Consider the following 25,302-nt stretch of genomic DNA (forward strand, 5'->3'; position numbering starts at 1 on the left):
TCAGACCTGTGCCCGGGCCGGCACCGGTTCGAGCACCGGTACGGGCGTGTAGACGGCGTTCTTCCCCGCGCTCTCCTCCACCGCGGCGAGCACCCGCTGGACCTGGAGCCCGTCCGCGAAGGACGGCACGGGCTGGGTCCCGGCGGCGATGGCCACCACGAGGTCGCGCGCCTGGTGGGCGAAGGTGTGCTCGTAGCCGAGCGCGTGGCCCGGCGGCCACCACGCCTCCAGGTACGGGTGATCGGCCTCGGTGACCAGGATCCGGCGGAAGCCGGCGGTCACCGCGGGTTCGGCGTGGTCGTGGAAGAGCAGCTCGTTGAGGCGCTCCAGGTCGAAGGCGATCGAGCCGCGCTCCCCGTTGATCTCCAGCCGCAGCGCGTTCTTGCGGCCGGGGGCCATCCGGCTGGCCTCGAAGACGGCGAGCGCGCCGGAGGCGAGCCGGCCGGTGAAGACGGCGGCGTCGTCGACGGTGACGGGCCCGCGGTCGCTGCCGCCCGAGGCGCTCAGCCCCGCCGACGCGCCCGCGAGCAGCGGCCGTTCCCGGACGAACGTCTCCAGCTGCGCGGAGACCCCGACCAGCGGCTCCCCCGCCAGAAACTGCGCGAGGTCCACGATGTGCGCGCCGAGGTCGCCCAGCGCACCGGAGCCCGCGTGCTCCCGCTCCAGCCGCCAGGTCAGCGGGAAGTCGGGGTCGACGAGCCAGTCCTGGAGGTAGGTCACCCGCACATGCCGCAGCGCGCCGACGCGGCCCTCGGCGATCAGCCGCCGGGCGTAGGAGATGGCGGGCACGCGCCGGTAGTTGAAGCCGACCATGGCGAGCTGGCCGCGTTCGCGGGCCCGCTCGGCCGCGGCCGCCATGGCCTCGGCCTCGGCGACCGAGTTGGCGAGCGGCTTCTCGCACAGGACGTGCTTGCCCGCGTCGAGTGCCGCGACGGCGATCTCGGCGTGGCTGTCGCCCGGTGTGCAGATGTCGACGAGCTGCACATCGTCGCGGGCCACCAGGGCGCGCCAGTCGGTCTCCGCCGCGGCCCAGCCGTGCTTGTCGGCCGCCGCGCGCACGGCGGCGGCGTCGCGGCCGGCCACGGCGGCGAGCACCGGCCGCAGCGGCAGGTCGAACACCCGTGCCGCGGTGCGCCACCCCTGTGAATGCGCGGCGCCCATGAACGCATAGCCGATCATGCCCACGCCCAGCGGCGGGGGCGCCGCGTCGCTGTCCGTCCGTTCCATTCGGTTCCTCCTCGTCGGTGTGCACGGTGGCGGCCGGGCCCGGTCCCGGGCGGGCCCCGCGGCCGCTGCGCCGCGGGGCCCCGCCCGTACGGGCCTTCGCCGACCGTCAGTTGAAGCCGGTGGGCAGGTACTCGTCGACGTTGTCCTTGGTGACGACGGCGGAGTACAGGGTCAGGGAGGCCGGGATCTCCAGCTCCGCCATCCCGCTGACGCCCTTGCCCTGGCCGAGTGCGCGGGCCAGGTCGATGGCGGAGGCGGCCATGGTCGGCGGGTAGAGGACGGTGGCCTTGAGGACGCTGTCACCGGCCTTGATCGCGTCCATGGCGGACTTGGCGCCCGCGCCGCCGACCATCAGGAAGTCGTCGCGGCCCGCCTGGGCGATGGCGCGCAGCGCGCCGACGCCCTGGTCGTCGTCGTGGTTCCACAGCGCGTCGAACTGGGACTGCGCCTGGAGGAGCTGGGCCATCTTGGCCTGGCCGGACTCGACGGTGAAGTCGGCGGCCTGGCGGGCGACCTTGCGGATGTTGGGGAAGTTCTTCAGCGCGTCGTCGAAGCCCTGGGTGCGCTGCTTGGTGAGCTCCAGGTTGTCCAGGCCGGCCAGCTCGATGACCTTGGCGTCCGGCTTGTCCTTGAGCTGCTCGCCGATGTAGTTGCCGGCGTTGAGGCCCATGCCGTAGTTGTCGCCGCCGATCCAGCAGCGGTACGCCTGCGGGCTGGCGAAGATGCGGTCCAGGTTGACGACGGGGATGCCCGCCTTCATGGCCTGGAGTCCGACCTGGGTGAGCGCCTTGCCGTCGGCGGGCAGGATCACCAGGACGTCGACCTTCTTGTTGATGAGGGTCTGCACCTGGCCGATCTGGGCCGCCGTGTCGTTGGAGCCCTCGGTGATCTCCAGGGTGACGTCGGAGTACTTCTCCGCACGGGACTTGGCGTTCTGGTTGATGGCGTTCAGCCAGCCGTGGTCGGCCTGGGGGCCGGCGAAGCCGATGGTGACGGCCTTGCCGGGCTTGTCGTCGGCGACGGGGGCGTTGTCGGCCGCCGCGTCGTCGCTCTTCTTCGGCTCGTTGCTGGTGCAGGCGGTGAGCAGGGCTCCGGCGGAGACCGCTGCGGTTCCGAAGAGCAGACCTCTGCGGCTGGGTGCGGGGATCTGTGGCATGGCGGGATCAACCCCTGTCGAAGGAGGGAATGGGTGCTGGACGTGCTGGACGTGCTGGACGTGCTGGGGGGCCGGGATGCGCCGCCGGTCAGTCGGCGCCGCGCAGGGTGCGGTGCTGGACCAGGACGGCGGCGACGATGATCGCGCCCTTGGCGATCTGCTGGACGGCGCTCTCCAGGTTGTTCAGGGCGAAGATGTTGGTGATGGTCGTGAAGACCAGCACACCGAGGACGGAGCCGACGATGGTGCCGCGTCCGCCGCTGAGCAGCGTCCCGCCGATGATGGCGGCGGCGATGGCGTCGAGTTCGTAGAGGTTGCCGTTGGTGTTCTGGCCGGAGCCGGCCAGCACGATCAGCATGAACGCGGCGATGCCGCAGCACAGTCCGGACAGCAGGTAGAGGTACAGGCGCTGGCGCCGTACGTCGATGCCGGCGAGGCGGGCCGCCTCCGCGTTGCCGCCGACGGCCACCGTGCGGCGTCCGAAGGTGGTGCGGTTGAGGATCAGCCAGCCCACCAGGGTGACCGCGGCGAAGACCAGGACCAGCGGCGGGATGCCGAGGATGTAGGCGTCCCGGATGCCGAGGTCGAGGACCGAGTCCACGGTGACCATCTGGGTCTTGCCGTCGGTGATCTGGAGGGCCAGGCCGCGGGCGGAGGCAAGCATCGCGAGCGTGGCGATGAAGGGCACCATCCCGCCGTAGGCGATCAGCAGCCCGTTGACCAGCCCGCAGCCGAGGCCGACGACCACGGCCGTGAACAGGATGCCGGCGAAGCCGAACTCCTGGGTCGCCAGGGTGGTGGCCCAGACCGAGGCCAGGGCGACGATCGCGCCGACCGACAGGTCGATGCCGCCGCTGGTGATGACGAAGGTCATGCCGACGGTCACGACGCCGATGACGGACGCCTGCGTCAGCACGAGCTGGAGGTTGCTCGTCGCCAGGAACTCGTCGGGCTTGGTGAAGCCGCCGACGGCGATGAGCACGGCGAGCACGCCGAGCAGGGAGAGGTTGCGCACGTCCAGGCGGAAGCCCAGCGGCCTCAGGGCCGTGCTTCTGTCCGGTGCGGACTTCGCGGGTGCGGCCGGCGCGTCCTGCTGCGCCGGGGAGGCTGGCTGCGTCATGCCGTCGGGCTTCCTTCCATCACAAGGTCGAGTACGCGGTGTTCGTCGAGCTCCCGGGCGTCCGCGGTGTGCACGACGCTGCCTTCGCGCAGCACCAGCACACGGTCGGCGAGCCCCAGCACCTCGGGCACCTCGCTGGAGACGAGGAGGACCGCGAGGCCGTCGTCGGCCAGCCGCCGGATCACGGCGTACAGCTCGGCGCGGGCGCCGACGTCGACGCCGCGGGTCGGCTCGTCGAGGAGCAGCACCTTGCAGCCGCGCAGCAGCCAGCGGGCGAGCACCGCCTTCTGCTGGTTGCCGCCCGAGAGGGTGCGGATCCTGGCGTCGGGGTTGTCGGGCCGCAGCGACAGTTCGCGGGTGGCCCGCCGGGCGGCCTCGCGCTCCTTGCCGTGGTCGAGCCAGCCGCCGCGGGAGAAGCGGGAGAGGGTGGAGACGGAGACGTTGCGGGTGACCGACTCCAGCATCAGCAGGCCCTGCGCCTTGCGTTCCTCGGGCGCGAGGCCGATGCCGGCGCGGACGGCGGCGCGGACGCTGCCGGGCCGCAGCGGGACGCCGTCGACGAGGACCCGGCCGGCGGTGGGGCGGCGGGCGCCGTAGACCGTCTCCAGGATCTCGCTGCGCCCGGAGCCGACCAGTCCGGCGAGGCCGACGATCTCGCCGGGCCGCAGTTCCAGGTCGACGGGCGCGAACTCGCCCTTCCTGGCGAGCCCTTCGACCCGCAGCACCGGTTCGGCCGCGGCGCGGGCGGTGGGGTCGGGGCGCTCGGGGAAGACGTACTCGACGTTGCGGCCGGTCATCAGGGCGACCACGTCGGAGGTCGGGGTGGACTTCGCGGGCAGATTGCCGGCGACCGCCCGGCCGTCCTTGAGGACGGTGACCCGGTCGCCGATGCGGCGGATCTCCTCCAGGCGGTGCGAGATGTAGACGACGGCGACGCCGTCGGCCGTCAGGTCGCCGACGATCCGGAAGAGATTGTCGACCTCGTCCGGGTCGAGCGCGGCGGACGGCTCGTCCATCACGATCAGGCGCACCTCGTGGGAGAGCGCGCGGGCCATCGAGACGATCTGCTGCTGGGCGGCGGAGAGTTCGCCGACGTGGCGCGCGGGGTCGATCTCGGGGTGGCCGAGGCGTTTCAGCAGCTGGGCGGCGGCGGTGCGGGCGGTCGACTGGCGGACCACGAAGCCCGCGGAGACGGGTTCATGGCCGAGGAAGACGTTCTCGGCGACCGACAGCCCTTCGACCAGGTCGAGTTCCTGGTAGATGGTGGCGATGCCCAGCCGCATCGCGGCGATCGGGGAGCCCAGCGACACGGGCTCGCCGCGCCAGGTGATCTCCCCGCCGTCCGGCTGGTGGGCACCGGCCAGGACCTTGATCAGGGTGGACTTGCCGGCGCCGTTCTGGCCGAGGAGGCAGTGGACTTCTCCGGCCTGGACCTCCAGGTCCACGCCGTCGAGGGCGCGGACGCCCGGGAACGACTTGGTGATGCCGGACATGGTGAGCAGGGGTGGTTCTGGTGCCATGACGAATCCCCTCGGCGGGTGCGGCCGGTGAGCGGGCAGGGCGGACGGTCCGCGGACGCCGGACCGGGTACGGGTGCGGGGCGGAAATCGGGGTGCGGGACAAGAAGCGGAACGGGAAACGGAACGGGAAACGGAAGCAGGGGCGGACCGGAGGGCGGAGCGGGGCCACGGGTGCGGGGGTGTGCCGGGACACGCTCACCGCGGTGCGGCGGGAGCGTTGCGGGACGGCGCGGCGGGCGGGGGCTCGCCGCGCGTCGACCAGTGCGGTGGTGCCGTGCGTCCCTCGTACGGGAGGGACGTGCGCGTACGGGCGGTGCGGGTGGTGCGGGTGGCGCCTGGCACCCCGGGCGGGGGTGCCGGCCGGCCCGGGATCAGGCCGGCGAGAACAGGTGGTCGCTGATGAGCCGGGCCGCGCCGATGACTCCGGCGGTGGGGCCCAGCTCGCCCAGGACGATGGGCAGGTTGCCGGTCGCCAGCGGCAGCGAGCGCCGGTAGACCTGGGTGCGCACGCTCGCGAGCAGCGTGTGGCCCAGTCCCGTCACCCCGCCCCCGATGACGACGAGACCGGGGTTGAAGAAGCTCACCAGGCCGGCGATGACCTGGCCGACCCGGTCACCGCCCTCCCGGATCAGGTCGAGCGACGCGGCGTCGCCCGCCGCGGCGGCGGCGGAGACGTCGGCGGCGGTCAGCGAACCGGCCGCCTCCAGCCGGGCGGCCAGCTCGGGCGAGCGGCCGCCGCGCGCGGCGTCCTCGGCGTCGCGCGCCAGCGCGGCACCGCTGAAGTGGGCCTCCAGGCAGCCCCGGTTGCCGCAGGCGCAGGCCCGCCCGTCCGGGTCGACCTGGATGTGCCCGATGTCTCCGGCGCTGCCCGTCGTACCGCGGTGGACCTCCCCGCCGACGACGATGCCGCAGCCGATGCCGGTGCCGATCTTGACGCAGAGGAAGTCGCCCACCGAGCGTGCGACGCCCGCGTGCTGCTCCCCCATGGCCATCAGGTTCACGTCGTTGTCGACCATCACCGGGCAGCCGAGGTCCTGGCTGAGCGCCTCCCGCACGGGGAAGCCGTCCCAGCCGGGCATGATCGGCGGTGCCACCGGGACGCCCTCGGGGAAGCGGACGGGCCCCGGCACGCCGATGCCCGCGCCGTCGAACCCCTCGGCGAGACCGGAGGCCCTGAGCTTGCCGGCCATCGACAGGACCTGCTCGAAGACCGCGACCGGTCCCTCCCGGACGTCCATCGGGTGGTTGAGGTGCCCGAGCACCTCCAGTTCGGCGTTGGTCACCGCCACGTCGATGGAGGTGGCGCCGATGTCGACGCCGAGGAAGCGCAGGGCCGGGGCGAGCCGGATGTTGTGCGAGCGGCGCCCGCCGCGGGAGGCGGCGAGGCCGTCGGCGACCACCAGGCCCGTCTCCAGGAGCCGGTCCACCTCCACGGCCAGCTTGGAGCGGGAGAGGTCGACCTGATCGCCGAGCTGGGCACGGGAGTTGGGTCCGCCGTCGCGCAGCAGCCTGAGCAGCCGCGCCTGATGCGCGTTCGCGGGTCGAGCCGTCATGCGTCTCACGTACCCCTCCCCTCCCCTGGGGCCGGCCCGCCGGGCCCGGCGTGGTTCGCACCACGGCCCGGTCCGGACGGAAGGCGGCCTCTCGCCTCAGCCCTCGGCGCGGGGAACCTCGGCCTTGTCCGTCTGCTTTCGAGGGGGAACGTAGCAGCGCTTTGCCCAACGGGGAAGAACTTGCGCACAGTTCCGGCTCAACTTTCTCCACACTCGGGACAAAGGCCGGGACACGGGTCCGCCGGACGTCAGCGCCGGGACCGCCGGGACGCGTCGCGGCGGGACGGCGGCACGCGTCGCGGCGCGGGTCCGGCACGCGTCGCGGCGGGACGGCGGCACGCGCACCGGGGGTCGCCGGGAGGCATCACAGCAGCGGTGCGAGCCGCTCCAGGAAGATCCGCTGGCCCGCCACGAGCAGCGGCCGTGCCGCGTCCGGGGTGAACCACCCGGCCCGGTCGATCTCCGGGAACTCCTGGAGCACCCCCGAGCCCCGGGGCCACTCCATGGTGAAGGTGCCGGGCACGACCAGCGAGGTGTCGAGGTCGCCCTCCATCGCCCAGACGACGACCACCTTGCCGCCGGGCTGCCGCATCTCGCCGAGCGGCAGCCAGTCACCCGCGGGCGGCTGGAGCCCCAGCTCCTCCTCGAACTCCCGCCGCGCGGCGGCCGTCGGCTCCTCGTCGGGGCCGTACTCGCCCTTCGGGATCGACCAGGCCGCCTCGTCGCGCGACGCCCAGAACGGCCCGCCCATGTGGCCGATGAGCACCTCGGTGCCGGTGCCGCGCCGCCGGAAGAGGAGCAGCCCGGCGCTTCGCTTCGTCGTCATGCGGCCCAGTCTGCCGCGCGCCCGGCCGCCGGGAACGGCACCGGGAGCCTCCCGCGCCCGGTGTCACGGGCAGCGGATCACCTGGCCCGCGTAGCTGAGGTTCCCGCCGAAGCCGAAGAGCAGGACGGGGTCGCCCGAGGAGATCTCGCCGCGCTCCACCAGCTTGGAGAGCGCCATCGGGACGGAGGCCGCCGAGGTGTTCCCCGATTCGACGACGTCGCGGGCGACGACCGCGTTGACGGCCCCGATCTTGGCGGCCAGGGGCTCGATGATCCGCAGGTTGGCCTGGTGCAGCACGACCGCGGCCAGGTCCTCGGGGGTGAGGCCCGCCCGTTCGCAGGCGCGGCGGGCGATGGGGGGCAGCTGGGTGGTCGCCCAGCGGTAGACGGACTGGCCCTCCTGGGCGAAGCGCGCCGGGGTGCCCTCGATCCGCACGGCGTTCCCCATCTCGGGCACCGAGCCCCACACCACGGGACCGATGCCGGCCTCCTGGCCGGGCCGCACCGGCTCCACCACCGCGGCGCCCGCGCCGTCGCCGACGAGGACGCAGGTGGTGCGGTCGCTCCAGTCCGCGATGTCGCCCATCTTGTCGGCCCCGATGACCAGCGCCCGCGTCGCGGCACCGGCGCGCAGGGTGTGGTCGGCGGTGGCCAGGGCGTGGGTGAAACCGGCGCAGACGACGTTCAGGTCCATCACGGCGGGCGAGCCCATGCCGAGCCGCGCGGCGACCCGGGCGGCCATGTTCGGCGAGCGGTTCTCGGCGGTGGAGGTGGCGACCAGCACCAGGTCGACGTCGGCCGGGGAGACCCCGGCGGAGGCCAGCGCCTTGGCTCCCGCGTGGGCGGCGAGCTCGTCGACGGACTCGGCGGGCCCCGCGATGTGGCGCGTCACGATGCCGACCCGGCTGCGGATCCACTCGTCGCTGGTGTCGACCATGGCCGCGAGGTCGTCGTTGGTGACCACCCTGCTGGGCTGATAGTGCCCGACGGCGACGACGCGTGAGCCGGTCATGCTGGGTTCCCCCTCGGGTGACGATGCCAGGAACCAACCAGTCAAGGCTGCTACCAACCGGTACGGGGGCAGGTGATCCCACAGCTTCACGGCCCGGTCTTTGGAGCCTTCCCAACGGACCCGCGTGATTCCGGCGCCGGGGCGGCCCCGGCCGCGCGCGGTGTCGGCGCAGCGGTCGCGGCCGGTCACGGACGGTAGGCGCGGTGGTCCCGTCCGCCGCGTGCAGGACAATGAGACCGCCGGGGGCCGCCTCGCCGCACGACGGCCGGCGACCCGCGGCGACCTCGGCATCAGGGGCCGCGCGGGCGGCCGACACACGGACAGGACCGGGACGATACGCATGGGACGGGTGACCGAACGCCGCCGCACGCTGCGCATCAGGGACGGGGCGGTCTCGACCCGCCCCGACACCCTGGTGGCGGAGGAGCCCCTGGAGATCCGTCTGAACGGCAGACCCCTGGCGATCACCATGCGCACCCCGGGGGACGACTTCGCGCTGGCCGCGGGCTTCCTGGTGAGCGAAGGAGTCCTGGGGGCGGCCGCCGACCTGCGGTCGATCGTGTACTGCGCCGGGGCGCAGGCCGACGGCTCCAACACCTACAACGTGGTCGACGTCGGGCTGGCGCCCGGTGTCCCCGTCCCCGACATCACGCTGGAGCGCAACGTCTACACGACCTCGTCGTGCGGTCTGTGCGGCAAGGCCAGCCTGGACGCGGTGCGCACCACGGCCCGCTTCCCGATCGCCGACACGCCCCCGGTCCGTGTCACGCCCGCGCTGCTCTCGGCCCTCCCGGACCGGCTGCGCGCCGCCCAGCGGGTCTTCGACCGCACCGGGGGGCTGCACGCGGCGGCGCTGTTCTCCCCGGAGGGCGAGCTGCTGGACGTCCGCGAGGACGTCGGACGCCACAACGCGGTCGACAAGCTGGTCGGCAGGGCCCTCCAGGACGACCGGCTGCCGCTGTCCCGATCGGTCCTGCTGGTCTCCGGCAGGGCGTCCTTCGAACTGGCGCAGAAGGCGGTGATGGCCGGCATACCGGTGCTCGCCGCCGTCTCCGCGCCGTCCTCGCTCGCGGTGGACCTCGCCGCCGAGACCGGCCTGACCCTGGTCGGCTTCCTGCGCGGCAGCAGCATGAACGTGTACGCGGGCGAGGAGCGCGTCGACCTCGGCCCGGTGGCCTGAGAGGCACCCTGGCCCGGGAGGCCGCCGCCGCGAGCAGGCGCGCGGGCACGCGTGCGGACGGGACGATTCCGGGTCCCCCTCGGGGATGGCACGTCCCGCCCGGTTCATCACCCCGCCGGCAGCGCGTGCCCCCGCCCGGGTCACCCCGCCGGCAGGGCGGGCGCCGCGCCCGGGGACGCCTCCCGGGGCGCCCCCGGCCCGGGCTCCGGGTCCGGCTCCGGGTCACGGGCCCGGCGCCCCGCGATCACCGCGCACACCATGAGCTGCATCTGGTGGAAGAGCATCAGCGGCAGCACGGCGAGGCTCGCCTGGGCGCCGAACAGCACGGTGGCCATGGGCAGTCCGGCCGCCAGGCTCTTCTTGGAGCCGGCGAACTGGATCGTGATCCGGTCCGCCCTGCCGAAGCCGAGGCGCTGGGCGCCGTACCAGGTGATCGCCAGCATCGCCGCGAGCAGCACCGCCTCGACGGCGAGCAGCGCGGCGAGCCGGGCGGGGGTGACCCGCTGCCAGACGCCGGAGACCATGCCCTCGCTGAAGGCCGTGTAGACGACGAGCAGGATCGAGCCCCGGTCGACGAGTCCGAGCACCTTCCGGTGGCGCGCCAGGAACCCGGCGATCCAGCGGCGCAGCAGTTGCCCGGCGAGGAACGGGACGAGGAGTTGGAGCGCGATCCCCAGCAGCGACCCGGCCCGGAAGCCCCCGGCGCCGCCCAGCAGCAGGGCGGCGAGCAGCGGGGTGAGGAGGATGCCCGCCAGGCTGGAGAAGGAGCCCGCGCAGACGGCCGCCGGGACGTTGCCGCGTGCCATGGCGGTGAAGGCGATCGACGACTGGACGGTCGAGAGCACCAGGCACAGGAAGAGCAGGCCGCCCGCGAGTTCGGGGGTCAGCACGCCCGGTTCGAGCAGCCGGCCCGCGAGACCGAGCAGCGGGAAGACCACGAACGTGGCGGCGAGCACGGTGAGGTGGAGCCGCCAGTGGCGCAGGCCGTCGAGCGCCTCCCGGGTGGACAGCCGCGCCCCGTAGAGGAAGAACAGCAGCGCCACCGCGCCCGTCGTCGCGCCGCCCGCGGCCTCGGCGGCCGCGCCCGAGACGGGCAGCAGGGCGGCGAGGGCGACCGTGCCGAGGAGCGCCAGGACGTACGGGTCGACCGGCAGCCGGTACGGCGGGCGCGGGATACGGGGGCTCATGGGCTCCACTTGCTCTCGGTTCGGCACTCCCGTCCCCGCTTCCGGGCCCGGGCCCGGAAGCGGGACCTGATCCCACGGTTCCGGATCGCGGTGCTGCCGGGCCCTCCCATGCTGCTCCCCGCCCCGCCGATCGGGAATCCCGCATTCCGCACTCACTGTCATCACGTTCCGCGATGAGCGCCGTAGGCTGGGGCCGTGTACGACCCGACGCAGCTGAGGACCTTCCTGGCCGTGGCGCAGACGCTGAGCTTCACGCAGGCCGCGCGGCGGCTCGGGCTGCGGCAGTCCACCGTGAGCCAGCAGGTGCGCCGGCTGGAGGAGGCCACGGGCCGGCCGCTGTTCACCCGGGACACCCACAGCGTGGAGCTGACCGAGGACGGCGAGGCCATGCTCGGCTTCGCGCGGACGATCCTCCAGGCGCACGAGCGGGCGGCGGCGTACTTCGGCGGCACCAGGCTGCGCGGCCGGCTCCGGTTCGGCGCGTCCGAGGACTTCGTGCTGACGCGGCTGCCCGAGATCCTGGAGTCCTTCCGCCGCGAGCACCCCGAGGTGGACCTGGAGCTGTCGGTCGAGCTCTCGGGGACCCTGCACAGGCGGCTGGAGTCGGGCCGCCTCGACCTGGTGCTCGCCAAGCGCGCTCCGGGGGCCGGCCAGGGGGAGGTGGTGTGGCGGGACCGGATGGTGTGGATCGCCGCCGAGGGCGTCCGGATCGACCCCGAGCGGCCCGTCCCGCTGATCCTCTTCCCGCGTCCCGCCGTCACCCGGGCCCGTGCGCTGGAGGTGCTGGAGCGCGAGGGCCGGGCCTGGCGGATGGCGTGCACCAGCGGCAGCCTCAGCGGGCTGGTCGCCGCCGCACGCGCCGGCCTCGGGGTGATGGCGCACACCCGGGGCCTGATCCCGCCGGGCCTGGTGCCGGTGCCCGAGCGGGCCGGCCTGCCCGACCTCGGGACGGTGGACTTCGTGCTGCTCCGGGGCAGCCGCAGGCCCGCCGCGCAGGAGGCGGCGGCGGCGCTGGCGCGCGCCCTGCTCGCGGCGGGCGACCGCCTCCACGGCCCGGTGCCGGCCCGCCGGCACGGCGGCTGACCCGGGCTCCCGCGCCCGGCCGGGGCACCCCCGCCCCCCGCCTGACCAGGGCGGGAAGGGCGCGGGCACGGTGGCGCGGCGGTGATCGGCGCGTACAGATTCGGTGGAGATCCGGGACGAGACTCCTTACCGACCGGTCAGAATTGATCTCAACACCCGTGCGGTGGCACCCCGTTCCCGTCGCTGACCAGTGCGGATACCGATCGGCGGGTGCGGACGCGGCCCCTCCCGCAGGCCGTCGTCGTGGGGTACCGTCACGGCGCTGTGCGGAGCGCCACAAGGAGCAGGCCATTGCGCGAGTTCACTGTCCCACCCCTGGCCACGGCGCCTCAGGTCGGCGGTCTGGCCGATTCCGTGTTCGATCATGCCCTCGACGACCCCGACCGGGTGGCGCTCGCGCGCAAGGACGCCGCGGGGCGCTGGCAGGACGTGACGTCGGCCGGGTTCCGCGACGAGGTCCTGGCGCTGGCGAAGGGACTGCTGGCGCAGGGCGTGCGGTTCGGCGACCGGGTCGCGCTGATGTGCCGCACCCGCTACGAGTGGACGCTGTTCGACTTCGCGCTGTGGACGGTGGGCGCCCAGTCCGTGCCGGTGTACCCGACGTCGTCGGCCGAACAGGTCTACTGGATGCTGCACGACGCCGAGGTGTCGGCGTGCATGGTCGAGCACGAGGACCACGCCATGACGATCGGCTCCGTGATCGACCGGCTCCCTCATCTGAAGCGGCTGTGGCAGCTCGACGCGGGTGCCGTGGACGAGCTGTTCGCGGCGGGCGAGCAGATCGAGGAGGAGGTCGTGCACCGCCACCGGCGGGCCGTCACCCCCGACTCGGTGGCCACGGTCATCTACACCTCGGGCACCACGGGCCGCCCCAAGGGCTGCGTGATCACCCACTCCCACTTCATGTTCGAGGCCGACACGATGATCGGCCGCTGGGAGCCGGTGTTCCACTCGCGCCCCGGTGACGAGGCCGCCACGCTGCTGTTCCTGCCGCTGTCGCACGTCTTCGGCCGGATGGTCGGGGTCGCCGCGATCCGCGGCCGGGTCAAGCTCGGCCACCAGCCGGTGCTCCAGGCCGCCGCCCTGCTGCCCGACCTGGTCAGCTTCCGGCCCACGTTCGTCCTCGCGGTGCCCTACATCTTCGAGAAGATCTTCAACGCGGCCCGCCGCAGGGCCGAGCGCGAGGGCCGGGCGGGCCCCTTCGACAAGGCCGTCGAGGTGGCGGTGAAGTACGCGGAGGCGATGGAGCACCGGGCGTTCGGCCTCGGTCCCGGCCCGTCGGCGGGCCTGCGGATGCAGCACCAGCTCTTCGAGAAGCTGGTGTACTCCAAGGTCCGTGAGGCGATGGGCGGCCGGGTGCGCCACGCCATGTCGGGGGGTTCCGGCATGGACCGCAGGCTGGGGCTGTTCTTCGAGGGCGCCGGTGTCACCGTCTACGAGGGGTACGGGCTGACGGAGACGACGGCGGCCGCCACCGCGAACCCGCCGGAGCGGGTGCGCTACGGCACGGTCGGCCAGCCGATCCCGGGCACCACCGTCCACATCGCGGAGGACGGCGAGGTCTGGCTGCACGGCGCCAACGTGTTCTCCGGCTACCTCAACGACCCGAAGTCCACCCGGGCCGTGCTGCACGACGACTGGCTGGCGACCGGGGACCTCGGCTCGCTCGACGAGGACGGCTATCTGACGATCACCGGCCGCAAGAAGGAGATCCTGGTGACCTCCGGCGGCAAGAGCGTGTCGCCGGCCGCCCTGGAGGAGCGGGTGCGCTCTCACCCGCTGGTGTCCCAGTGCATCGTCGTCGGCAACGACCGCCCGTACATCGCCGCGCTGGTCACCGTCGACCAGGAGGGCGTCGACCACTGGCTCGCGATCCAGGGCAGAGGGCCGCTGGCCGCGGCGGACCTGGTGCGCGACCCGGATCTGGAGATGGAGATCCGGCGCGCGGTGGTGGCCGCCAACACCCTTGTCTCGCAGGCCGAGTCGATCCGGACCTTCCGTATCCTGGCCCATCCCTTCAGCGAGGAGCACGGGCTGCTGACGCCGTCGCTGAAGCTGAAGCGCAGGGCGATCGAGAAGGCGTACGCGGTCGAGGTGGACGCGCTGTACAAGTGACGCCCGCCGCTCCCTGTGCGGGACTGCGGGAATGTGTGCGGGTATGTGATCGTTGACCTTGCGTACCCACCGACGACGTTAGGATCGACCGCTCGTGAGCCAGGTCCCCTCCATCACCCTCAACAACGGTGTCGCCATGCCGCAGCTCGGCTTCGGAGTCTGGCAGGTGCCGGACGACGAGGCGGAGCAGGTGGTGACCACGGCCCTGGAGGCCGGTTACCGCAGCATCGACACGGCCGCCGTGTACAAGAACGAGACGGGCACGGGCCGGGCCGTCACCGGTTCGGGCATCGCGCGCGAGGAACTGTTCGTCACCACCAAGCTGTGGAACACCGAGCAGGGCCACGACTCCACGCTGCGCGCCTTCGACGCCTCGCTGGAGCGCCTCGGCCTCGACTACGTGGACCTCTACCTGATCCACTGGCCGATGCCCGCCCGCGACACCTACGTCGACACCTACCGTGCGCTGGAGAAGATCCTCGCCGACGGCCGTGCCAAGGCCATCGGCGTCTCCAACTTCCTTCCGGAGCACCTGGAGCGGCTGATCGGCGAGACCTCGGTCGTGCCGGCGGTGAACCAGATCGAACTCCACCCCCGTCTCCAGCAGCAGGCCGCCCGCACGGCGCACGCCGCGCACGGCATCGCGACCGAGGCCTGGTCCCCGCTGGGCCAGGGCAAGGACCTGCTGGAGGTCCCCACGGTCCTGGCCGTGGCCCGCAAGCACGACCGCACCCCGGCCCAGGTGGTGCTGCGCTGGCACCTCCAGCTCGGCAACGTGGTCATCCCGAAGTCCGTCACCCCCTCGCGGATCGCCGAGAACTTCGACGTCTTCGGCTTCGAGCTGGACGCGGACGACCTCGCGGCGTTCGCCGCCCTGGACGAGGGCAAGCGCCTCGGCCCGCACCCGGCGGACGTCGAGGACTGACCCGCAGCGGATCCCGTCCCACCGGCGCGGCCCTCCTGAGCAGTTCAGGGGGCCGCGCCGTGCTGTGCGGCCCCCCGCCGTGCCGTCCCGCCGTGCCGTGCCGTGCCGTCCCGTGTCCGGGCGGGGGCGGGCGGCCGCGGTGTGCCGGTGCGTTGTCGGTGGCCGGTGCGACGATGGTCGGCGTCGTGGCGCGACGGGCGCCGCGGGCGCCCCGTCACGCGGTGACGTGCGGCGCGGGGTGGTGGCACGGGAGGCGATGAGAGTGAGCGGCCCACTGGAGCCGGGGCTCTATCTGGTGCGCAACGCGGGCAGCGGGCTGGTGCTGGAGGTCGCGGGCGGCGCGCGCGGCGGCGGGGCGAGGGTGCAGCAGGCCGCGGAGAACGGCGGGCCCGGCCAGCACTGGCACATCACCCCGGTGCCGAACGGCGGCGGTCTGCACCATCTGGTGAACGAGGCGAGCGGCAAGCGCCTGGACGTGGCGGGCGCCTCCACCGAGAACGGCGCCCGCGTCCAGCAGTGGCGGGCGAACAACTTCGGCGCCCAGGAGTGGACGGTCGAGGAGCACCTCGACGCGCCGGGCACGGTGGCGCTGGTCAGCTTCGTCAGCGGACTGCTGCTGGAGGTCGCCGGCGGCAGCACCGAGGAGGGCGCGGACGTCCGTCAGTGGGAGGACACCGACGGGCCCCATCAGGCCTGGCGGCTGGAGCCCGTGCGCCCGGTGCGGTAGTCCTGCGGGCTCGTCCCGCGCACCCGTTTGAACGCGGCGCTGAACGCGAACGAGCCGCCGTAGCCGACCTTGCGGGCGATGGCCTCGACGGTGGCGTCGCCGTCCCGCAGCAGATCGGCCGCGAGGGCGAGCCGCCAGCCGGTGAGGTAGGTCATCGGCGGCTCGCCCACCAGGCCGGTGAAGCGGCGGGCGAGCCCGGCGCGGGACACACCGCAGGCGGCGGCCAGCGAGGCCACCGTCCACGGGCGGGCCGGTTCGTCCTGGAGCAGGCGCAGCGCCCTGCCGACGACGGGGTCGCCCATCGCCCGGTACCAGGCGGGCGGCCGGGCGTCGGGGCCGGCGAACCACTGCCGCAGCGCGGCGATCAGCAGCAGGTCGAGCACCCGGTCCAGGACCACGCTCTGCCCCGGGTCGTCCCGGGCGATCTCCTCGGCGAGGACGTCCATCACCGGGCAGCGCCAGGTGTCGCCGGGCAGGTGCAGCAGTGCGGGGAGCGCGTCGAGCAGCCGGCCGCTGACCTCGCCGCGCATCTGGTAGGTGCCGATGAGCATGCCGGCCGAGCCGTCCCGGGCGTTGCCCCAGGTGCGGACGCCCAGGTGCATCGACTGCGCCAGCGGCTCGCCCGTCAGCGTGTGGCAGGTGCCGCCGGGGCCGATCCGCGCCTGCGGCGGGGCGCCCGGCCGGTGCGCCACGGTGTACGGCTCCGGGCCGCGGGCGATCGCGAGGTCACCGGGTGTCAGCCGCACCGGCGGGCCGTCCGCGGGCTCGATCCAGGCCTCCCCGTCGGTCACGCACATCAGGCACAGCGGGGCGCCGTCGTCGATGTGCACGGACCACGGCGGCTCCATCACCATGCGCAGCAGGAACGCCCCCCTGGCCCGCGGCCCGTCCAGAAGTCCGGCGAGAGCGTCCATGGGCGCCAGCGTAGACGCACGCACAGGCAGTTGAGCCTCTGCCGCATGGGAAGCGGGGCCGCCGGCCGCGAGTCTTGAGTCATCGCGGAGCACGGACGGCCGCGACGACGGCGAGGACAGGGGTGAGCGGGATGATGCCGCAGGAGAACACGGGTGTCGCGACGGTGCTGGTGACCGCGGCGACGGGCAAGACGGGCCACCGGGTCGCGGACCGGCTGACGGCGCTGGGGCACGAGGTGCGCCGGGGGTCGCGCGGCGGGACGGTGCCCTTCGACTGGGCGGACCGCGCGACCTGGGAGCCCGCCCTGCGCGGCGCGGACGCCGCGTACGTGAACTACTACCCGGACCTCGCGGCGCCCGGCGCGCCCGAGGACATGCGCGCCCTCGGGCGGCTGGCGGCCGGGGCCGGGGTCCGCCGGCTGGTGCTGCTGTCGGGGCGGGGCGAGCCGCAGGCGGTGGTCGCGGAGGACGCGCTGCGCGAGTGCGGTCTCGAGGTGCGGGCGGTGCGGGCGAGCTTCTTCGCCCAGAACTTCTCGGAGGGCGCGCTGGCGGACGGCGTCGCCGCGGGAGAGCTCGTCTTCCCCGCGGGCGCCACGGCCGAGCCGTTCGTCGACGCCGATGACCTCGCGGACGTGCTGGTCGCCGTCCTCACCGACGAGCGCCCGGGGTCCTCGGTGCACGAGGTCACCGGGCCCCGGTCGCTGACCTTCGCGCAGGCCGCCGAGGAGATCGCCGCCGTCACCGGCGGCCCGGTCGTCTACACCGGCGTCACGGCCGGCGCGTACGCCGGCCTGCTGACGGACTTCGGCCTCCCCGCTCCCGAGGCGCGGTGGCTCGCGGAGCTGTTCGCGGAGCTGCTCGACGGGCACAACTCCGCGACGGCGGACGGGGTGCGCGAGGTCCTGGGCCGGGATCCCAGGGACTTCGCGGACTTCGCGAAGGAGGCGTTCGGGACCCGCCCGTAGACGGGCCCGGGGCCGGCGGCGGCGCGCGGGGCGGTTACTGCGCCCCGTGCGCGGCGGCGATGCCGGCGACGCGCCCGGCGAGGGAGAAGTCGCGGTCGGTGAGGGCGTTCACGTCGTGGGAGAGCACGGTCAGGGAGACCGTGTCGTAGCCGAGGGTCAGGTCGGAGTGGTGGTTCAGCTCGTCCTGGATCCGCGCGATGTGCACCACCATGGCCGTCGCCGCGAAGTGCGACCCGAGGCGGTAGGTGCGGGCGATCCGGTCGCCCTCCAGGGACCAGCCGGGAAGCTCCCGCAGGCGGTCCTCGATCTCCTTCTGCGACAGGGGCTCGGTGGGCATGGGCGTGATCCTTCCGGGAGGGGGCGACGGACGGGCACCGTGGAGACGGGGACACCCTAGATCCTTCGATGCCCGGTAAATCGGATGCCCGCACCGGGACGCGCTGTGTACGTTCGACCGGGTGGAACCATTGACCGACAAACAGATCCGCGCGTCCTTCGTGAACTGCACCAAGGGGGACGCCGGCCGGCTGCGGCTCCCCCTCGACTTCGCCGACCTCCCCTGGGACGACCTCGACTTCCTGGGCTGGGTGGACCCGGGCGCCCCGCTGAAGGCGCATCTGGTGCTGCCGCGTGCCGACGGCCCGGTGGGCATCTCGCTGCGTATCCCGTCGGCCGGCCGGACGAGCGCGCTGAAGTCGAGCATGTGCCAGGCCTGTCTGACCGCGCACGCCTCGTCGGGGGTGACGCTCTTCGCGGCGCCGCTCGCGGGCGCCGCCGGCCGCGAGGGGAACACCGTCGGCACCTACCTCTGCGCCGACCTCGCCTGCTCGCTGTACGTGCGCGGCAAGCGGCAGCCGAAGCTGCGGCACGGCCGCTACGAGGAGAGCCTCACGGTCGAGGAGCAGATCCGGCGCACCACGGACAACCTGTGGGCCTTCGCCGACAAGGTCCTCGGCACGCGCTGAGCCCGCCGCCGGGGCGCCGTCCGGCGGGAGGGGTCAGCGGCGGGCGCCGTCCGGGCGTCAGCGGCGGGCGGCTTCCAGGACCTGCCCGATGGTGTCCGCGTCGGCGGCGCTCCTGTCGGGGCGGTGGCGCAGCACCCGCGCGAAGCGCAGGGCGACACCGGCGGGGTAGCGCGAGGAGCGCTGGAGCCCGTCGTAGGCGATCTCGACGACCAGTTCGGGGCGCACGGTGACGGTCCAGCCGTCGTCCTCGACCGCCAGCGCGCCCAGGCGCTCCGTCTGCCAGCGGAGCATCTCGTCGGTGAGGCCCTTGAACGTCTTGCCGAGCATGACGAAGCCGCCGTCCTCGCCCCGGGCGGCGAGGTGCAGGTTGGACAGCAGTCCGGTGCGCCGGCCGCTGCCGCGTTCGACGGCGACGATCACCAGGTCGAGGGTGTGGACGGGCTTGACCTTCAGCCAGGACCTGCCCCGGCGGCCGGCGACGTAGGGCGCGTCCAGCGCCTTGACCAGGACGCCCTCGTGGCCGATCCGCAGGGTCTCGGCGAAGAACTCCTCCGCGGCGGCGACCTGTCCGGCGTCCTCGGGGTCCTCGACGACCCGCCGGCGCACCCGCAGCGGCTCGGGGACGAGGCGGGCGAGTCGCTCGTGGCGTGCGCGCCCGGGCAGGTCGAGGACCTCCTCGCCGTCGGCGGCGAGGACGTCGAAGTAGACGGGTGAGACGGGCAGCGTGGCACGGGCGGCGGCGACGTCGAGGCGGGAGCCGACCCGGGAGGCGATGTCCTGGAACGCCGCGGGCCGCCCGTCGGGGCCGAGGGCGATGACCTCGCCGTCCAGGATGAACCGGTCGCCGGCCAGCCCCCGGGCGCCGTCGGCCACTTCGGGGAGCCGGGCGGTGATGTCGTCGAGGGAGCGGGTGTAGACGCGGACGTCGTCGCCGCGCCGGTGCACCTGCACCCGGATGCCGTCCAGCTTCTCCTCCACGACGCAGGCGGTGCCCAGCGCCGCGACCGCCTCGGTGACCGAGGCCGCGGTGTGGGCGAGCATCGGCTGCACGGGGCTGCCGACCCGCAGCCGGAAGAGCTCCAGGGCCCCGGGGCCGTCGGCGAGCAGGGCCTCGGCGACCCGGGGCAGCGAGCCCGCCAGCATGACCGCGCGCCGCACGTCGGCCGCCGGGGCGCCCGCGGCGCGGGCGACGGCGTCCAGGGCGACGGCGTCGAGCGCGCCCTGGCGCACCTCGCCGGTGAGCAGCCGGATCAGGAAGCGCTGCTCCTCCTCGGTGGCGGCCCCGAGCAGCGCGTCGAGCGCGGCGCGGCGCCGGCTCTGCGCCCCGGAGCCGGAGATCGCGGCGAAGGCGGTGAGGGCGGCGTCGGTCTCGGTGACGGTGAGGGAGGGCTCCGCGGCGGGCGGCACGTCCTCCCCGAGCAGACTGCGGCCGACTCCGATGCGCCCCTGGGGCAGGCGGCCGGACAGGTAGGCGATGACCAGTCCGACGTCCTCCGGCCGGGCCCCGGCGAACAGCTCCGCGAGGGCGGCGGTCTTGCGGGAGCGGGCGGAGGTGGCGGCGACCTCGCGGGACACGTCGGCGAGCCGTGCGAGCAGCATCCCGCCATGGTGCCCCGCCCCGGCCGCCCCACACGTGACGGCACGCGGGGCGTACCGGGCCCCGGGCCCCGCCCGCCCCCCGGCCGAACTTCGACTGGCCGACCAGGGTCTCCCCCTGGTTCACCCGACTCCCCTAACGTTCCCCCGACTTGACCTGACCACGTCGACTTTCGAGGGACGGATCCATGGGGAAGCTCCTGCGTGCGGCATCGACCGCCTTCGGCGCGGCCGCGCTGCTCGCCGCCGCGCTCGTACCGGCCGAGGCCGCCACCACCGCGGCGGACCCGGGGCAGCTGCCCTGGTCGTCCACCACATCGGTGGGGGTGCACAACGCCTATGAGCAGTCGGCGTACCCGTACTTCGCGGACGCGCTGGACTCCGGGGCGGGGATGCTGGAGATCGACGTGTGGACGAACGTGTTCGGGCGGTCGTGGCGCGTCTCGCACGAGAATCCGCTCGGCAACGCCAACAACTGCGCCGGGGCGGCCACCGCGGCCGAGTTGCGCACCGGGTCGCGGAACCGGGACCTCGGCGGCTGTCTCGCCGACATGCGGGCCTGGCACGACGCCAACCCGGGCCACCGGCCGGTGCTGATCAAGATGGAGCTCAAGGACGGCTTCCAGGACAACGCGGGCCGCGGCCCGGACGAGCTCGACGCGCTGCTGCGCTCGCGTCTGGGCGACGCCCTGTTCCGGCCGGCGGAGCTCGCGGGCGGCCATCCGGACCTGGACACCGCGGTACGGGCGGACGGCTGGCCGCTCCGCTCCGCGATGAGCGGGAAGTTCGTCGTCGAGCTGATCCCCGGGACGGTGGAGCAGGGCAATCCGTTCGACTCCCTGTGGACCGACCGGGAGTACGCCCAGCATCTGCGCGGCCTGAAGGCCGCGGGCCGTCTGGCGGAGGCGGGCGCCTTCCCCGCCGTGCTCAAGGCGTCGGCCGGTGATCCGCGCACCCGCTACGCGGATCTGTCGATCCGGCCGTGGTTCGTGGTCTTCGACGGGGACGCCGCCACGTTCACGAACGGTTCGATCGACACGTCCTGGTACGACCGGAACCGCTATCTGGTGGTGATGACGGACGCGCACAACGTCGCCCCGGCCATCGACGGCACCCGCCCCACCGAGGCCCAGGCGCGGGAGCGGGTCGCCCTGCTGGCCGGCCGGCACGCGAGCGTGGTGTCCGCCGACTGGCATCCGCTGCCCGCCGTGCTCGCCACGGTCCTGCCGAGGGGCGGCTCCTGAGCGCGCCGGACAACTCCGGAAACAGCCGCATAAGCCTTGGGTAAAGCATGACGTGAAGTAATACACATCACATCGGGGCCCGCAGGCACCCGGGAACACCCACCAGTGGTTTACCGTTCATCTAAGCGTGGGTGTGGATGGGACAGTGTCCCCGGGCCTCACCTTCTGCCCGCAGGGAAGATCGTTCGGCTGAAGCCCTGCGGAGCGACTCGCCGAGAGGCGACCGCCATGCACACCCACCTCTTGACCGCCCCGGCCGGAAACCCCCGTTCGGCCGGGGCTCCTCTTCCCCCGTCGCGCTCCCCGGCTGACATCAGCCGGGGAGCGCGGCCGTGAGGTCGACCTCCACGAGCTGGCCGCGGTAGCCGAGCCGGCTCACCCCGAGCAGCGTGCTCGCGGTCGTGAACGCCGCTCCCACCACGGAGTCGCCCAGCCGCCGCCACACGGCCGCCAGCACCTCGGCGTCGTCCGTGCACACGTAGACCACCGAACGCACCACGTCCTCCGGACCGGCCCCCACCGCCGCCAGCGCGATGAGCGCGTTGGCCGCGACCTGGTCGGCCTGGCGCTCGGGATCGCCGTCGCCGACGAGCCCGCCGTCCCGGTCCAGCGGACACTGGCCCGCCAGGTACGCGGTGCGCCCCGCCTCGACGACGGTGATGTGGTGGTAGCCGGGGGTCTTGTGCAGCCGCTTGGGGCTGATACGGGTGATCCGGTCGCTCATAGCCTCGCTCATAGCGGCGAGTGTGGGGCCGGCACCCCTCTCGGGCATCTGTTTTTCGGCCACCGGATCCATCCCGTGACCCGCACGGAGCCCCGGCGGGGGCCCGTCGTACCCGCACCCCCCGGGAAGCATCCGCTTTCTCCCGATATACGGCGGTGCAAGGGTCTGGCCATCCGGGCTCCGGAGTTCGAAGGTTGGTGATGCAGGTCACACACGCCACTGGTGCAGCTCGCACACGGCGAGCCCTGCCGTGACGTCGTCCCGGGCGTGGAGCAACAGCACAGCAGCAGGAGGAGCGAGCGATGTCACCTTCCATCGAGCAATCCGTCGAGCAGTCCGTCACGGCCCGTCTGATCAGCGACGCGGCCCCCTCGCCGGGCGTGCCGGTGATCATGCGCTACGTCCCCGCCGACCCGTTCGCCGTCCGGATGGTCTTCCCGCCCGAGGCGTGCCTCGGCGACACCGCCGTGACCTGGGCTTTCGCCCGGGTCCTGCTCGACTCCGGGCTGCGCGCCCCGGCCGGCGACGGCGACGTCCACATCTGGCCGTGCGGCCGGGTCCAGACCATGGTCGAGCTCCGCTCCCCCGACGGCGTGGCGCTGCTCCAGTTCCCGACGGCGAGCCTGCGCCGCTTCCTCGCCGACGCCTACGACGCGGTCCCGGCGGGCGGGGAGAGCGCCGCCCTGGACATCGACCGCGCCCTGGCCGCGCTGCTCGGCGAGGCCGGGGGGTAGCGCCCGGCGCACCGCCCCCGGGGGCGCGGCGGGAGCGGCGGGACATTCCGTACTACGGTCTGCGTATGACAACTGTCGCGCTCGGTACGGGGGTGGGGCCGCTGCTGCGCGGCTGGCGCGAGCGCCGGCGGGTCAGCCAGCTCGAACTCGCCCTGCGCGCCGACTCCTCCGCCCGTCACATCAGCTTCGTCGAGACCGGACGCTCGCGGCCCAGCGAGGAGATGGTGCTGCGGCTCGCCGAACAACTCGACGTGCCCGTGCGCGAGCGCAACGCGCTGCTCCTCGCCGCCGGTTACGCCCCGCGGTACGCCGAGACCCCCGTCGACGCCCCCGCCCTCGGCGCCCTGCGCGAGGGCATCGACCGGCTGCTCAAGGGATACGAGCCCTACCCGGCGCTGGTCGTCGACGGCACGTACACCGTCGTCGCCGCCAACAGCGGCATCACCATGCTGCTCGACGGCGTGCCGGACCATCTGCTCGCCCCGCCGCTCAACGCGATGCGGCTCACGCTCCACCCCGAGGGCCTGGCGCCGCGCATCCGCAACCTGCCCGAGTGGCGGGGGCACCTGCTGGAACAGATGGAGCGGCAGATCGCGCTCGCCCGCTCGCAGTCGCTCCGCCGGCTGTACGACGAGGTCGCCGCCTACCCGCTTCCCGAGCGGGCGGACGGCGACTGGGACGGTCCCGGGCCGGGCGCCGTCGCGGCCCCCTACCCGTACTTCGCGCTCCCGCTGCGGATCGAGCACCGGGGCAGGGTGCTGTCGTTCGTCTCGTCCATCTCCACGTTCAACACCCCGCTGGACGTCACGGTCGCCGAACTGGCCATCGAGACCTTCCTGCCGGCCGACGCCCAGACCGTGGAGCACCTGCGCGAGCTCAGCGGCTGACGCCCTCGGCCGTCTTCAGCGACGACCACTGGAGCACCGCGAATCCGGCGACGGTCAGCGCCTGGAGCACCGTCCACACGGCGCCGACCGTGGTCGGCTCCAGCCACAGCGCGAGCGCGGCGATGCTGAGCACCGCCCACAGCAGGTTGGCGTCCACGACGGCCCGCACGGCCGGGCCGGGCGGCGCCGGGCGGGAGGCGAGCAGCCCGACGGCCGCGCCGTAGCCGAGCAGGAACAGGCCGAGCCCGAGCAGCAGTGTGCTGTCGACGCCCAGCAGCCGTCCGAGCGGCCCGGAGGCCGCCGTGTAGGCGATCCCGTTGACCCCGGTGACCACGGCGTCGAGGGCGAGGAAGCGGCGCAGCATCGTGCGCGGCGCGGTGGTGCGGGCGAGTCCGGCGAGCAGGGCTTGGGACATGGCGGATCAGCCTCCGTCGGCAGGTGGTCGAGGGCCGGACACCGGGCGGAGTGCGCCGCCCGGTACCCGGTGCCCACAGCCTGCCGGGGTCGGGGCGGGAGGTCGATTACGCCCGAGGTAATGGGGCGGCGGCCGGCCCGGGGGGCGGACGGCCCGCCCGCGCCCGGGACGGCTCCGGCGTCAGCCGTCCCCGTGGGGACGGATCACGGTGACGCCCGCGCCGGGCGCGGTGCCGAGGGCCGTCAGGGCGGCCGGGACGGCGTCGAGGCCGATCTCCCGGGTCACCAGCAGGTCCGGGCGCAGGGCGCCGGAGGCCACCATGGCCAGCATCGCCGGGTAGTCGTGGGCGGCCATGCCGTGGCTGCCGAGGATCTCCAGCTCCAGCGCGACCACCGGCGCCATCGGCACGGCGACCTCGTCGGGGAGCAGGCCCACCTGCACGTGGCGGCCCTGGCGGCGCAGGCTCCGCACGGAGTTCGCGCAGGTCACGGGTGATCCGAGGGCGTCGAGGGAGAGATGGGCGCCGCCGCCGGACGCCCGGTGGACCGCCTCGGGCACGGCTCCGGCGGGCAGCGCGGAGGCGTCCACGCAGACCTCGGCGCCGAAGGTCCGGGCCAGTTCCAGCGCTCCGGGCGAGACGTCCACGGCGACGACACGCGCTCCGGACGCGGCGGCGATCATCACGGCGGACAGCCCGACACCGCCGCAGCCGTGCACCGCGACCCACTCCCCCGGCCGCACCCGGCCCTGCCCGACGACGGCCCGGAAGGCGGTGGCGAACCGGCAGCCGAGGCCGGCCGCCGTCGAGAAGGACATCTCCTCGGGCACGGCGACCAGGTTGGTGTCCGCGTGGCGGACGGCGACGTACTCGGCGAACGACCCCCAGTGGGTGAAGCCCGGCTGCTCCTGGCGCTCGCAGACCTGCTGGGCGCCGCGCGCGCAGGCGCCGCACCGGCCGCACGCGCAGATGAAGGGCACCGTCACCCGGTCCCCGGCGCGGCTGCCGCGCACATCGTCGCCGACGGCCACGACCACGCCGGACAGCTCGTGCCCGGGCACGTGCGGCAGCGCGATCCCGGGGTCGTGTCCGGCCCAGCCGTGCCAGTCGCTGCGGCACAGCCCGGTCGCCTCGACCCGGACGACGACGCCGTCCCGTGCCGGCACCGGATCGGGGACCTCGCGTATCTCCGGGGTCCTGCCGAACTCCTCGTACACCACCGCTCGCACG

24 protein-coding genes are annotated in these 25,302 nt (G+C 74.0%); 10 read left to right on the forward strand and 14 right to left on the reverse strand.

Annotated features, from left to right (window positions below; genetic code table 11):
* From JE024_RS05700 to JE024_RS05730, 7 genes are all read right to left on the reverse strand, one after another.
* A complete protein-coding gene (locus JE024_RS05700; protein WP_205372536.1) occupies positions 1–1,227 on the reverse strand; it encodes a Gfo/Idh/MocA family protein in 1,227 nt (408 codons plus the stop codon).
* Positions 1,228–1,333: 106 nt separating this feature from the next.
* Complete coding sequence (locus JE024_RS05705) at positions 1,334–2,383, reverse strand: substrate-binding domain-containing protein (RefSeq protein ID WP_205372537.1); 1,050 nt, start codon at positions 2,381–2,383, stop codon at positions 1,334–1,336.
* A gap of 88 nt (positions 2,384–2,471) precedes the next feature.
* On the reverse strand, positions 2,472–3,503 hold the full coding sequence (locus JE024_RS05710; protein ID WP_205372538.1) for an ABC transporter permease: 1,032 nt from the start codon (positions 3,501–3,503) through the stop codon (positions 2,472–2,474).
* Positions 3,500–5,023 (reverse strand): sugar ABC transporter ATP-binding protein, encoded by a 1,524-nt coding sequence (locus JE024_RS05715; protein ID WP_205372539.1) that lies wholly within the window; start codon positions 5,021–5,023, stop codon positions 3,500–3,502. The genes JE024_RS05710 and JE024_RS05715 overlap by 4 nt, the downstream gene beginning before the upstream one ends.
* A gap of 371 nt (positions 5,024–5,394) precedes the next feature.
* Positions 5,395–6,576, reverse strand: coding sequence for an ROK family transcriptional regulator (locus JE024_RS05720; RefSeq protein ID WP_205372540.1), 1,182 nt, complete (start codon positions 6,574–6,576; stop codon positions 5,395–5,397).
* A gap of 364 nt (positions 6,577–6,940) precedes the next feature.
* Complete coding sequence (locus JE024_RS05725; protein WP_205372541.1) at positions 6,941–7,402, reverse strand: NUDIX hydrolase; 462 nt, start codon at positions 7,400–7,402, stop codon at positions 6,941–6,943.
* A 63-nt stretch (positions 7,403–7,465) separates the two neighbouring features.
* Positions 7,466–8,413 (reverse strand): beta-ketoacyl-ACP synthase III, encoded by a 948-nt coding sequence (locus JE024_RS05730; RefSeq protein ID WP_205372542.1) that lies wholly within the window; start codon positions 8,411–8,413, stop codon positions 7,466–7,468.
* A 340-nt stretch (positions 8,414–8,753) separates the two neighbouring features.
* Here JE024_RS05730 and fdhD point away from each other — a divergent pair, with 340 nt between their 5' ends.
* Positions 8,754–9,593, forward strand: coding sequence for a formate dehydrogenase accessory sulfurtransferase FdhD (gene fdhD, locus JE024_RS05735; RefSeq protein WP_205372543.1), 840 nt, complete (start codon positions 8,754–8,756; stop codon positions 9,591–9,593).
* 140 nt (positions 9,594–9,733) lie between these two features.
* Here fdhD and JE024_RS05740 read toward each other — a convergent pair whose 3' ends face one another.
* Positions 9,734–10,780, reverse strand: coding sequence for a bile acid:sodium symporter family protein (locus JE024_RS05740; RefSeq protein ID WP_205372544.1), 1,047 nt, complete (start codon positions 10,778–10,780; stop codon positions 9,734–9,736).
* A 195-nt stretch (positions 10,781–10,975) separates the two neighbouring features.
* On the opposite strand from JE024_RS05740, the gene JE024_RS05745 reads away from it, so the two are divergent.
* The 4 genes from JE024_RS05745 (at position 10,976) to JE024_RS05760 (ending at position 15,630) form a co-directional block, all read left to right on the forward strand.
* Positions 10,976–11,863, forward strand: coding sequence for a LysR substrate-binding domain-containing protein (locus tag JE024_RS05745; protein ID WP_205372545.1), 888 nt, complete (start codon positions 10,976–10,978; stop codon positions 11,861–11,863).
* A gap of 315 nt (positions 11,864–12,178) precedes the next feature.
* A complete protein-coding gene (locus JE024_RS05750) occupies positions 12,179–13,978 on the forward strand; it encodes an AMP-dependent synthetase/ligase (protein ID WP_205376392.1) in 1,800 nt (599 codons plus the stop codon).
* 94 nt (positions 13,979–14,072) lie between these two features.
* A complete protein-coding gene (locus JE024_RS05755; RefSeq protein WP_205372546.1) occupies positions 14,073–14,903 on the forward strand; it encodes an aldo/keto reductase in 831 nt (276 codons plus the stop codon).
* Between the two features lie 256 nt (positions 14,904–15,159).
* On the forward strand, positions 15,160–15,630 hold the full coding sequence (locus JE024_RS05760; protein ID WP_205372547.1) for an RICIN domain-containing protein: 471 nt from the start codon (positions 15,160–15,162) through the stop codon (positions 15,628–15,630).
* Here the strand turns inward: JE024_RS05760 and JE024_RS05765 are convergent.
* Entirely contained in the window at positions 15,591–16,544 is a 954-nt protein-coding gene (locus JE024_RS05765) for an AraC family transcriptional regulator (RefSeq protein ID WP_205372548.1), read from the reverse strand. The genes JE024_RS05760 and JE024_RS05765 overlap by 40 nt on opposite strands.
* A 131-nt stretch (positions 16,545–16,675) precedes the next feature.
* Between JE024_RS05765 and JE024_RS05770 the strand changes: the two genes are divergently transcribed.
* Complete coding sequence (locus JE024_RS05770) at positions 16,676–17,509, forward strand: Rossmann-fold NAD(P)-binding domain-containing protein (protein WP_205376393.1); 834 nt, start codon at positions 16,676–16,678, stop codon at positions 17,507–17,509.
* Between the two features lie 34 nt (positions 17,510–17,543).
* On the opposite strand, the gene JE024_RS05775 is transcribed toward JE024_RS05770, so the two are convergent.
* Positions 17,544–17,846 carry a 4a-hydroxytetrahydrobiopterin dehydratase gene (locus tag JE024_RS05775; RefSeq protein WP_205372549.1) on the reverse strand — a complete coding sequence of 101 codons (303 nt, stop codon included), beginning with the start codon at positions 17,844–17,846 and terminating at the stop codon, positions 17,544–17,546.
* Between the two features lie 121 nt (positions 17,847–17,967).
* Between JE024_RS05775 and JE024_RS05780 the strand changes: the two genes are divergently transcribed.
* Positions 17,968–18,474 carry an FBP domain-containing protein gene (locus JE024_RS05780; protein WP_205372550.1) on the forward strand — a complete coding sequence of 169 codons (507 nt, stop codon included), beginning with the start codon at positions 17,968–17,970 and terminating at the stop codon, positions 18,472–18,474.
* A 57-nt stretch (positions 18,475–18,531) separates the two neighbouring features.
* Here the strand turns inward: JE024_RS05780 and JE024_RS05785 are convergent, their stop codons facing one another.
* Entirely contained in the window at positions 18,532–20,073 is a 1,542-nt protein-coding gene (locus tag JE024_RS05785; RefSeq protein WP_205372551.1) for an ATP-dependent DNA ligase, read from the reverse strand.
* Positions 20,074–20,258: 185 nt separating this feature from the next.
* Between JE024_RS05785 and JE024_RS05790 the strand changes: the two genes are divergently transcribed.
* Entirely contained in the window at positions 20,259–21,314 is a 1,056-nt protein-coding gene (locus JE024_RS05790; protein ID WP_205372552.1) for a phosphatidylinositol-specific phospholipase C domain-containing protein, read from the forward strand.
* Between the two features lie 313 nt (positions 21,315–21,627).
* Here JE024_RS05790 and JE024_RS05795 read toward each other — a convergent pair whose 3' ends face one another.
* A complete protein-coding gene (locus tag JE024_RS05795; RefSeq protein WP_205376394.1) occupies positions 21,628–22,038 on the reverse strand; it encodes a RidA family protein in 411 nt (136 codons plus the stop codon).
* A gap of 302 nt (positions 22,039–22,340) precedes the next feature.
* Between JE024_RS05795 and JE024_RS05800 the strand changes: the two genes are divergently transcribed.
* Together JE024_RS05800 and JE024_RS05805 are read left to right on the forward strand one after the other, a co-directional pair.
* Positions 22,341–22,772, forward strand: a complete 432-nt coding sequence (locus JE024_RS05800) for an SsgA family sporulation/cell division regulator (RefSeq protein ID WP_205372553.1) — start codon at positions 22,341–22,343, stop codon at positions 22,770–22,772.
* A gap of 65 nt (positions 22,773–22,837) precedes the next feature.
* Positions 22,838–23,659: a helix-turn-helix domain-containing protein gene (locus JE024_RS05805; RefSeq protein ID WP_205372554.1), complete on the forward strand. Its 822-nt coding sequence runs from the start codon at positions 22,838–22,840 to the stop codon at positions 23,657–23,659.
* On the opposite strand, the gene JE024_RS05810 is transcribed toward JE024_RS05805, so the two are convergent.
* Together JE024_RS05810 and JE024_RS05815 are read right to left on the reverse strand one after the other, a co-directional pair.
* Complete coding sequence (locus JE024_RS05810) at positions 23,649–24,074, reverse strand: hypothetical protein (protein ID WP_205372555.1); 426 nt, start codon at positions 24,072–24,074, stop codon at positions 23,649–23,651. The two genes, JE024_RS05805 and JE024_RS05810, sit on opposite strands and share 11 nt — an antisense overlap.
* Before the next feature lie 180 nt (positions 24,075–24,254).
* A complete protein-coding gene (locus JE024_RS05815) occupies positions 24,255–25,301 on the reverse strand; it encodes a zinc-dependent alcohol dehydrogenase family protein (RefSeq protein WP_205372556.1) in 1,047 nt (348 codons plus the stop codon).
* Between the last annotated feature and the right edge of the window lies 1 nt (position 25,302).

Source organism: Streptomyces zhihengii (assembly GCF_016919245.1).
GTDB classification, from domain to species: domain Bacteria; phylum Actinomycetota; class Actinomycetes; order Streptomycetales; family Streptomycetaceae; genus Streptomyces; species Streptomyces zhihengii.

What these genes read in the sequence shown, in the direction of transcription:
- JE024_RS05740 (WP_205372544.1), bottom strand. Translation starts at nt 10,780, where the DNA reads ATGAGCCCCCGTATCCCGCGCCCGCCGTACCGGCTGCCGGTCGACCCG.
- JE024_RS05805 (WP_205372554.1), top strand. Translation starts at nt 22,838, where the DNA reads ATGACAACTGTCGCGCTCGGTACGGGGGTGGGGCCGCTGCTGCGCGGC.
- JE024_RS05725 (WP_205372541.1), bottom strand. Translation starts at nt 7,402, where the DNA reads ATGACGACGAAGCGAAGCGCCGGGCTGCTCCTCTTCCGGCGGCGCGGC.
- JE024_RS05810 (WP_205372555.1), bottom strand. Translation starts at nt 24,074, where the DNA reads ATGTCCCAAGCCCTGCTCGCCGGACTCGCCCGCACCACCGCGCCGCGC.
- fdhD (WP_205372543.1), top strand. Translation starts at nt 8,754, where the DNA reads ATGGGACGGGTGACCGAACGCCGCCGCACGCTGCGCATCAGGGACGGG.
- JE024_RS05785 (WP_205372551.1), bottom strand. Translation starts at nt 20,073, where the DNA reads ATGCTGCTCGCACGGCTCGCCGACGTGTCCCGCGAGGTCGCCGCCACC.
- JE024_RS05775 (WP_205372549.1), bottom strand. Translation starts at nt 17,846, where the DNA reads ATGCCCACCGAGCCCCTGTCGCAGAAGGAGATCGAGGACCGCCTGCGG.
- JE024_RS05700 (WP_205372536.1), bottom strand. Translation starts at nt 1,227, where the DNA reads ATGGAACGGACGGACAGCGACGCGGCGCCCCCGCCGCTGGGCGTGGGC.
- JE024_RS05795 (WP_205376394.1), bottom strand. Translation starts at nt 22,038, where the DNA reads ATGAGCGACCGGATCACCCGTATCAGCCCCAAGCGGCTGCACAAGACC.
- JE024_RS05790 (WP_205372552.1), top strand. Translation starts at nt 20,259, where the DNA reads ATGGGGAAGCTCCTGCGTGCGGCATCGACCGCCTTCGGCGCGGCCGCG.
- JE024_RS05705 (WP_205372537.1), bottom strand. Translation starts at nt 2,383, where the DNA reads ATGCCACAGATCCCCGCACCCAGCCGCAGAGGTCTGCTCTTCGGAACC.
- JE024_RS05800 (WP_205372553.1), top strand. Translation starts at nt 22,341, where the DNA reads ATGTCACCTTCCATCGAGCAATCCGTCGAGCAGTCCGTCACGGCCCGT.
- JE024_RS05770 (WP_205376393.1), top strand. Translation starts at nt 16,676, where the DNA reads ATGATGCCGCAGGAGAACACGGGTGTCGCGACGGTGCTGGTGACCGCG.
- JE024_RS05730 (WP_205372542.1), bottom strand. Translation starts at nt 8,413, where the DNA reads ATGACCGGCTCACGCGTCGTCGCCGTCGGGCACTATCAGCCCAGCAGG.
- JE024_RS05760 (WP_205372547.1), top strand. Translation starts at nt 15,160, where the DNA reads ATGAGAGTGAGCGGCCCACTGGAGCCGGGGCTCTATCTGGTGCGCAAC.
- JE024_RS05710 (WP_205372538.1), bottom strand. Translation starts at nt 3,503, where the DNA reads ATGACGCAGCCAGCCTCCCCGGCGCAGCAGGACGCGCCGGCCGCACCC.
- JE024_RS05720 (WP_205372540.1), bottom strand. Translation starts at nt 6,576, where the DNA reads ATGACGGCTCGACCCGCGAACGCGCATCAGGCGCGGCTGCTCAGGCTG.
- JE024_RS05765 (WP_205372548.1), bottom strand. Translation starts at nt 16,544, where the DNA reads ATGGACGCTCTCGCCGGACTTCTGGACGGGCCGCGGGCCAGGGGGGCG.
- JE024_RS05715 (WP_205372539.1), bottom strand. Translation starts at nt 5,023, where the DNA reads ATGGCACCAGAACCACCCCTGCTCACCATGTCCGGCATCACCAAGTCG.